Source organism: Zooshikella ganghwensis DSM 15267 (genome assembly GCF_000428585.1).
Taxonomy (GTDB): Bacteria; Pseudomonadota; Gammaproteobacteria; order Pseudomonadales; family Zooshikellaceae; genus Zooshikella; species Zooshikella ganghwensis.
Map to the genome: position 1 here is coordinate 1 of NZ_AUAF01000177.1, position 8,202 is coordinate 8,202.

Sequence of the window (8,202 nt, forward strand, 5' to 3'; positions counted from 1 at the left end):
AAGAGTTGGGGATATCAACATAAAACCGTTTGTCATGGGAAAGGGGAGTATGCTCGTGATGAAGATGGGGATGGTTTTCACGAAGTACATGTTAACACCATTGAAGGTTGTTGGTCATTACTACGCTCATGGTTAAGACCTCATCGAGGTATTTCTCAAGAAAAACTACCTTTTTATTTAGCATTATTTGAGTTTGTGTACAATATAAAGTGCCGAGGAAAAAGCTTACTTAATGATCTAGTAGAGCTATTGATATAACCCCCTAGGAATCCATATAGAGCCAATAAAAATAAATTAGGAGTATTCACCATAATCACTAGACCACTAGAGGCCCCTAGAGATTTGTATGAGATACCAAGCCAATTAAACATAATAAAATAAGTGCTTTCAAAAAGGATTCGAACCTAAAACACAAACAAAAAGCTATTAATGTGTCAGAAACACAGTTGGACTCATGCGCTGCTCCATTAGGATAATAAGGTAAGCACTATGGATTGCTCGCATAAAAATGATTCGTGAAGGGTATAGAAATCGATTTTTCGCTTTGAGCCTCTCTAAAATCAGGCATTTGTCGTGTTGTAACCTGGGATAATAATAATGACTAAAGACAACAATCACACGAATAATAACCCATTTGTTCAACCTCACCACAACACTCCATTTAATCGAGCTTTGATAGTAATTCACAAAATCACCATCCAGGTAGATCAACTCACCGAAAACATTGGCCGCTTTGTATCTTGGTTGACACTGCTACTCATGTTTGCTGTTTTTCTTGTTGTCTTACTTCGCTATGTATTCAATATTGGCTCTATTGCTCTACAAGAATCTGCACATTATATACATGCGTTTATTTTCCTAACGGCGAGTGGTTATGCCCTTAAACACAATGCTCATGTACGAGTGGATATTTTATATCGAAAAATGTCAACAAAACGTAAAGCACTTATTGATGCACTAGGTTCATTATTTTTATTACTACCTGTTTGTTTTTTTATAGCCATCATAAGCTGGGATTACGTCACAAGATCGTGGCTTATTACAGAAAGCTCAAGCGAACCAGGAGGTATACCCGGTGTTTTTTTATTAAAAACATTCATTCTTATAATGTGTGCTGTATTAATATTACAGGGATGCGCTGAGTTATTTCGCTCAATTCTCATTCTGAATAACGCTTGGAATCACCAGCCAAAAAAAGGAGTGAATGTGTAATGGAAGCACTAATTCCACTCCTCATGTTTGTTGTAGTCTGTTTAGTATTATTACTAGGCTACCCTGTGGCTTTTTCACTTGCCGGAACCGCTTTACTGTTTGTCAGTGGGGGGATAGTTGCGGGTATATTCGACACATCTTTCTTAACAGCACTACCAAGTCGGCTCTATGGCACGATGGTTAATGAAACACTAATGGCCGTACCACTTTTTGTGCTTATGGGAGTTATGCTGGAAAAATCTAAAATTGCAGAAAATCTTTTAGAAAGTATGGCACTAATATTTGGTCGCTTTCCTGGAGGCTTGGGCATATCTGTAACTATTGTCGGGATGTTACTGGCCGCAAGTACTGGTATTGTGGGCGCAACAGTGGTAACGATGGGATTAATCTCACTACCAACAATGCTAAAGCAAAATTACAGCCCCTCTCTTGCAACCGGTACAATCTGTGCTACAGGCACTCTTGGTCAAATAATTCCCCCTTCTATTGCATTGGTATTGTTAGGGGATGTTTTATCAAGTGCATACCAACAAGCTCAACTAAGCTTAGGGTTATATTCACTGAAAACCGTTTCTGTTGGTGATTTATTTGTCGGAGCCTTAATGCCAGGCTTATTACTTGTCTTTTTTTACGTTGTTTTTCAATTTATTTTAGCATTGATTAAACCCGAAACATCACCTGCTGTTGATAAACAGGTTTTACAAAAAAACGTTAACCGCGCAAACTCACTCTTTACACACCTGGTACCTCCACTCTTATTAATTTTTGCAGTACTAGGGTCAATATTAGCAGGCATTGCAACACCAACAGAAGCTGCTGGTGTTGGTGCATTAGGTGCTACATTGTTAGCCCTTACTAAAAAACAGTTGAACCTGAAGCAACTTGCAGAAGTTGTTCAGTCAACGACAAAAGTAACATGTATGGTTTTCATGATTCTGATAGGCGCTTCTGTTTTTTCACTGGTATTTAGAGCATATGGTGGTGATGAGGTTATTCATAGTATTTTTAGTACAATGCCTGGCGGGGTATTTACAGCAACACTTATCGTCATGATTGTTATTTTCTTACTTGGTTTTATTCTTGATTTTATAGAAATAACCTTTGTGGTAGTACCTATCGTTGGCCCAGTGTTATTAGCCATGGGTCTTCACCCTGTCTGGTTAGGTGTAATGATTGCTGTAAATTTACAAACCTCTTTTTTAACGCCACCTTTTGGCTTTGCTTTATTTTATTTGCGTGGTGTAGCACCAAATCACGTAAAAACAATACAAATATATAAAGGGGTTGCACCCTATATTTTAATTCAATTACTCGTACTTATTATTTTAGCGTGTTGGCCTAAAATTGTTACATGGCTACCAGAGCAAATGTATGGAGTACAGTAACCCACATCGTGGATAAGTACCTTTGGACTGCACAATGCCCGTCGAACACACCATAAACCATTAGAGGTTTAGTTGCCATATTCTTGCGGCAAACAGTTCGATAGGCTTTATCCAGCCTTTGGTAGTAATACCCAAAAAGCGAAGGTTTTTAACATTTGCAGATGGGATTATAGTGCTTTAACTCTCTAGTGCTTTGGGTCTAAAAAAAGCAGGCTTTGCTCCTGGTCTATCTCAAACTGAAAGAACTTGAGAAAATTCATTCCTAATAAGCCCTGATATGCATTTGATTGGGACATATCTACTACAGCAACGTCAATATCATTCAGCTTGCGTCCAGCAATGGTAATACTTTTAAAACGATACACAGGGGCAATAACTTGTCCCCCCGCAGTATTCATTCTTACCTGGTTTTGATATTGAGCTATGTTACCTCCAGACAAGTTTTGAAAAGATGCTTTTGAAATAACAGATAAACTTGCTCCGGTATCAATTAATAAACTTAACTTATGCTGACTATCGAGTTCAACCGGTACTATAAAGTGTTCACCATGTCGAGTTAATAAAATACCTTCTTTAGCTCTCATTTTTTCATTAATTTTATCTTTTAAACGCTTTGCTGCTGCGCCCCACTTAGAATCGCTTTGTAAGTAGTCTAGAAGACTCAAAGCCTGAGTATAATCCTTTAACTGTGCAAAAAGTTCAGCCCTTCGAAAAAGATAGCTGTAATTGCTTTCATCAATAAAAGATAACCCCTCATAAAACTTTAATAGCTGAGGTAAAAGATTATCTTGAAGTAACTGCTGATCGTAAGCTTGGACGAGTAATTTAATTCTCGACTTAACTTTTTCAATAGCCTCATAATCATCAAGGTTAGTCTCAAGCTTATAGAGTGTTAAAATTGCTTGCCGTTTATCTCCTGTTTGCAAATAGCTTTCAACCAGTATATTCCAGGCACTTGTCTCATGTGGATATGTTTTCAAAAACTCTTCCAATAAAGGGATAAGATATAAGAATCGCTTTGCGTTTAATTCTTCTTGAAGATATTCTCTCAAGCGAATATTCGCTTCTGCCTGCATTTCAGGATGGTTATATACCAATGCATGGTATGAGGAAATAATGAGTTGATTATCTCTAACATGCAGAGCACTTCTAAATGCCAGCATATTAGAGTCCTGATCAGAAGGTACCTGTGAAGCTGCTGACTTACTAGGCTCACTTGTATCAAAAACAGATATTAACTGTTGTCTATCATACGTACTAAGACCTTGCCAGAAAGAATGTCCATACCAACCTATTGTAAAACCTGCACTTAGCACTACTAAAAAGTTAAGTATTTTTCTCATTATATAGCTCATACTGATTGATAACAGTAATGAACACTATAATGATTGTAGATATACACAATTGCAACTTTTTAGTCTAAACATACCTTATACTCTGTATAAATCATCGTCATACCCACAGAACACAAGAGGGTTAGGGTGGGGGTTGTCACTTTATACTAAAGGCTTGTTATTTACTGGCTAGCTTCTTTAACCACCTCCTAACCTCCCCCTTAAATAAAGGGGAGGAACTCTTTATGAAAACCTGCATTAAAAGATGTTTACTATACCCAATACGAATGGCTTTTTAGATGCGACCATCAAGCGATGAAGCCCCATAAGCCAATATTAATAGGTGCTTGGGTTGAGGGATGAAGATAACAAAACCTAGAAATCATTCGTGTATGGGTAAATACACTTCCAGAAAAAAACAACCAAAGAGACATCATGCAAGATCATATTAAAAACTACTATGGTAAAGTCTTAAAAAAGTCACAGGACCTTCAAACAGATGCCTGTACAACTTCTGACCAACCTACACCTGACATTCAGCAGGCAATGGCACTGGTTCATGAAACGGTAAAAAATCGGTATTTTGGTTGTGGGTTTATAGTCCCAGCGTTAATCAATGACTGCAAGGTCCTAGATCTTGGTTGTGGTAGTGGACGTGACTGCTATGTATTGGCTCATCTTGTTGGAGAAAAAGGTCAGGTACATGGTGTAGATATGACCGATGAACAAATTGCTGTTGCTAACGAATTTAAGGACTACCACCAAAAACAGTTTAGCTACGATAATAATAATGTGACCTTTTATCAAGGTTATATTGAAGATCTACTCTCACTAGGACTTATGCCTAACAGTTTTGACATTATTGTTTCTAACTGTGTCATTAATTTATCGCCAGCTAAAAAGAGAGTATTTGAACAAGCCTATCAACTACTTAAAGCAGGTGGCGAGCTTTACTTTTCAGATGTATACGCTAGTCGTCGAGTGCCACAAACGCTACAGAATGATAGCCAGCTTTATGGCGAGTGTCTAAGTGGCGCACTGTATTGGCAAGACTTTTTATCAATAGCCAAAAACTCAGGTTTTACAGACCCACGCTTAGTTAATGACCGACCTATTATGATTAAAAATTCGGAAATACAACAAAAGCTTAAAAACATTGAGTTTTATTCTGCAACTTATCGACTTTTCAAGTTACCTCTTTTGGATGATAACTGTGAAGATTATGGTCAGGCGGTAGTGTATAAGGGAACTATTCCTTACTTTGAAAGTTGCATAACTTTGGACAAACATCATATTTTTGAAAAAGGAAAAGTATACTCTGTTTGTGGCAATACATGGCGAATGTTAAATGAAACTCGCTTTAAACCACACTTTGAATTTATAGGTAGTTTTGACAAGCACTTTGGTCCCTATACAGAGTGCGGAATCGATATTCCTTTCGATAAAGCAATTATTAATGAAAGTACTGATCGTTTAGGATGCTGCTAACAATACCCAAATGGTAAGTTGTACCTCTAATAAGCTATTGATTTAAAAAGCATGAATCAACGAAGCAAGTACCTGATATCATTAACGCTTATTTTTACTGGTGTTATAATGACTTCGGCTTCTGCACTGCTAAGTGACCATATTGTTTCTAAAAATCAAAAAAGAATAGAAACACTGCAAAGTGATAGTCAGTCTAAAGAAAAACTTATAACCCAGCTTTGGCAAGACTACCAGGTACTAGAACAGAAAAAAGACACGCTGTTAATTCTTATAGCATCTAACTCAAGTCAGCATTATATAACTCTTTTTTCTGTAGAATTTTTAACATCTATTGGAGTAGAAAACCCAAAACAGACACTTTTAGCCAATGCTAATCGTATTTACCCTTTTACCATGGAAAATATGAATCGATACAAACAAGAGACTCTCCAAAAAATAAACAATATTTATGAGGAGAAAGTCTACTTAGACATGCAATCAAATCAATTAATAAGTAAAAATAGCCGTTACAATAGTATTGCGCTCTTCTTTCAAATATTTGGCTTAATTTTAGTACTTTCCAAACATATATTTGAATGACAACATGAGTTTGTATCGCTTTATTGTCTAAACAGCTGTTGTTTCAAACATTGGATAGTCAATATAACCTTTAGCATCTCCACCATAGAAGGTATCAGGATCAGGCTCATTTAATTCTGAGTTATATTTAAAGCGATTAACCAGATCAGGGTTAGCAATAAAAGGACGACCAAATGCAACTAAATCTGCCCAGCCTGAAGTCACAACTTGTTCAGCGCGCTCTTTGTCATAAGCCCCACAAACAATAATTGCACCTTTGAAACTCTGCCTTAGTTTATCTCTGAATGTATTACTATAAGGCCGACCATTCGCCCAAGTTGGCTCATTTAAATGAAGATAAGCTATCTTTCGTTTATTTAACTCACTGGATACATATAAAGCAACTTCATCAGCCTCATCATCATCAATATCATTAAACGTACCCATTGGTGAGAGCCGAATTCCAAGTTTACCTGGTTCAAGCTGATCAATCATTTTATCCACTGTTTCTAAAAGGAAGCGAGCACGATTCTCGATGCTACCACCATACTCATCAGTACGTTGATTACTGTTTTTTGCTAAAAACTGGTCAGGTAAATAACCATTAGCAGCATGAAGCTCAACCATATCAAATCCAGCTTTCATGGCATTTATAGCAGCATTTACATAGTCAGCTTGAATTCCTTTTATTTCCTCTACTGTTAGAGCTTTGGGCAAGTCAGTACTTATCCGCGTCAATTTACCATTTATAAGATTATAACTGCGAGCACCTTCGGCTTTAATCGCTGATGGAGCAACAGGCAATTGGTTTTCAGGTTGTAAAATACGGTTAGAAATACGACCAACGTGCCATAGTTGGAGAGCAATCTTTCCGCCCTCTTGATGGACAGCTTTCGTTACAGCTTTCCAGCCTTCTACCTGCTCATCAGTATAAATGCCAGGAGTACACGCATAACCCTTACCTTGAGGTGATATCTGACTGGCTTCCGTGATAATCAAGCCTGATGTTGCTCGCTGGCGATAGTATTCAACCATTAGTTGATTTGGAATATCGCCTGGCTGTGAAGCCCTGGAACGCGTTAATGGAGCCATAATGACTCGGTTTGGTAAAGTAATATCTCCCAATTGAAATGGTGTTAATAAGGGACTTTTTGCCATCTTAGACATCCTTTTAAATATATTTAGTAGACCAGTCGTCTATAAAGTAGTTAAAAAAATGAGGCTATTTTGGAGTAGATTCTATAGCCTCATTGAGGTCACACATTCATTTAAACTTTATTTAAGGGGTTCTCAAAAAGAGATTAATGCTAGGATTCTTTTTTAAACACCGAATCTGAAGCCAGCACTTGCTCTGTCATCATCATAGCCGTTTTTATGGCTGAATCATCTCGTCGTACTTTCGTCATCAGACTCGCCCCCATCCATTGCTGATACAACACAACTGCTGTAAGTCTTGCATCTAACATAGCGGGCAAAGAACTATCTCTTATACCAAGCACTACACACTCTTCTATTCGACCAATGATTGCATCAATACCTGATTTCAACATTAATCGCATATCATCCGATAAGTCAGAGACCTCAGCTGAAAGCTTGACTGCTAAGCACTGTTTATCACAACACTCATCTGTTTGTGTTTCAAACCAGTGCAGCCAATACGACATCAGTCTTTCTTTGCCACTTTTTTCAGGTTGATTGAACAACTCATCAAGAACCTGTCCATAATGGCTGAAGTAGCGTCGAATTAACTCCACACCAAACTGCTCTTTTGACTTAAAATAATGGTAAAAGGACCCCTTAGGCACTTTTGCCTGAGCTAATATTTGGGACAATCCTACAGCTGAAAACCCTTTACTGAGAATCAACAACTCACCAGCTCTCAGGATTGTTTCTCGGGTATCTTGATGTTCACTACGATTCATGTTGTTAATACTAGCAGCTAATTAGACCGGTCGTCTAGTGTTTTTTTTAAAACCTATTATAACGCGATGCTCGACTTTTATTAGTTTGAAATGACAACCCCTGACCCCAACCTTTGTTTTGCCGAAACAAATTCAAAGGGACAGGGGATGTCAGTAGAAGAGTTTATCATAGCAGTTTATTGCTGGGTTGATGATACCTTTAATGATTTACTTAAAGGCCAGCGATTACGTGAACGAGGGACTATGCCTTCCCTTTCTGATCCTGAAGTGATTGCAATGGAGCTCATCGGCGAGTTTTTTGGG

The 8,202-nt window shown here is 37.8% G+C and carries 7 protein-coding genes and 2 pseudogenes; 6 read left to right on the plus strand and 3 right to left on the minus strand.

All coding sequences use genetic code 11. The features are described from left to right. The 3 genes and pseudogenes from F607_RS0122590 to F607_RS0122600 all read left to right on the plus strand — a co-directional run. A pseudogene (locus tag F607_RS0122590) lies at positions 1-192 on the plus strand (hypothetical protein); the annotation flags it as partial. Between the two features lie 405 nt (positions 193-597). Beyond that, on the plus strand, positions 598-1,212 hold the full coding sequence (locus F607_RS31200; protein ID WP_084611382.1) for a TRAP transporter small permease subunit: 615 nt from the start codon (positions 598-600) through the stop codon (positions 1,210-1,212). Further along, positions 1,212-2,597: a TRAP transporter large permease gene (locus F607_RS0122600; RefSeq protein WP_027709891.1), complete on the plus strand. Its 1,386-nt coding sequence runs from the start codon at positions 1,212-1,214 to the stop codon at positions 2,595-2,597. Before F607_RS31200 ends, F607_RS0122600 begins: the two co-directional genes overlap by 1 nt. Before the next feature lie 185 nt (positions 2,598-2,782). Here the strand turns inward: F607_RS0122600 and F607_RS33145 are convergent, their stop codons facing one another. After that, positions 2,783-3,940, minus strand: coding sequence for a retropepsin-like aspartic protease (locus tag F607_RS33145; RefSeq protein ID WP_027709892.1), 1,158 nt, complete (start codon positions 3,938-3,940; stop codon positions 2,783-2,785). A gap of 426 nt (positions 3,941-4,366) precedes the next feature. Between F607_RS33145 and F607_RS0122610 the strand changes: the two genes are divergently transcribed. Both F607_RS0122610 and F607_RS0122615 read left to right on the plus strand, forming a co-directional pair. Then, positions 4,367-5,419: a methyltransferase domain-containing protein gene (locus tag F607_RS0122610; protein ID WP_027709893.1), complete on the plus strand. Its 1,053-nt coding sequence runs from the start codon at positions 4,367-4,369 to the stop codon at positions 5,417-5,419. A gap of 108 nt (positions 5,420-5,527) precedes the next feature. Then, complete coding sequence (locus F607_RS0122615) at positions 5,528-5,998, plus strand: hypothetical protein (protein WP_157365570.1); 471 nt, start codon at positions 5,528-5,530, stop codon at positions 5,996-5,998. A gap of 27 nt (positions 5,999-6,025) precedes the next feature. Here the strand turns inward: F607_RS0122615 and F607_RS0122620 are convergent, their stop codons facing one another. Beyond that, positions 6,026-7,135: an alkene reductase gene (locus F607_RS0122620; protein ID WP_027709895.1), complete on the minus strand. Its 1,110-nt coding sequence runs from the start codon at positions 7,133-7,135 to the stop codon at positions 6,026-6,028. Between the two features lie 149 nt (positions 7,136-7,284). Next, a complete protein-coding gene (locus tag F607_RS0122625) occupies positions 7,285-7,899 on the minus strand; it encodes a TetR/AcrR family transcriptional regulator (RefSeq protein ID WP_027709896.1) in 615 nt (204 codons plus the stop codon). A gap of 147 nt (positions 7,900-8,046) precedes the next feature. Here F607_RS0122625 and F607_RS34305 point away from each other — a divergent pair. Further along, a pseudogene (locus F607_RS34305) lies at positions 8,047-8,202 on the plus strand (IS982 family transposase); the annotation flags it as partial.

Coding starts and splice junctions, on each gene's coding strand:
- F607_RS0122620 (WP_027709895.1), bottom strand. CDS start 7,135: ATGGCAAAAAGTCCCTTATTAACACCATTTCAATTGGGAGATATTACT.
- F607_RS0122600 (WP_027709891.1), top strand. CDS start 1,212: ATGGAAGCACTAATTCCACTCCTCATGTTTGTTGTAGTCTGTTTAGTA.
- F607_RS0122615 (WP_157365570.1), top strand. CDS start 5,528: ATGACTTCGGCTTCTGCACTGCTAAGTGACCATATTGTTTCTAAAAAT.
- F607_RS33145 (WP_027709892.1), bottom strand. CDS start 3,940: ATGAGAAAAATACTTAACTTTTTAGTAGTGCTAAGTGCAGGTTTTACA.
- F607_RS0122625 (WP_027709896.1), bottom strand. CDS start 7,899: ATGAATCGTAGTGAACATCAAGATACCCGAGAAACAATCCTGAGAGCT.
- F607_RS31200 (WP_084611382.1), top strand. CDS start 598: ATGACTAAAGACAACAATCACACGAATAATAACCCATTTGTTCAACCT.
- F607_RS0122610 (WP_027709893.1), top strand. CDS start 4,367: ATGCAAGATCATATTAAAAACTACTATGGTAAAGTCTTAAAAAAGTCA.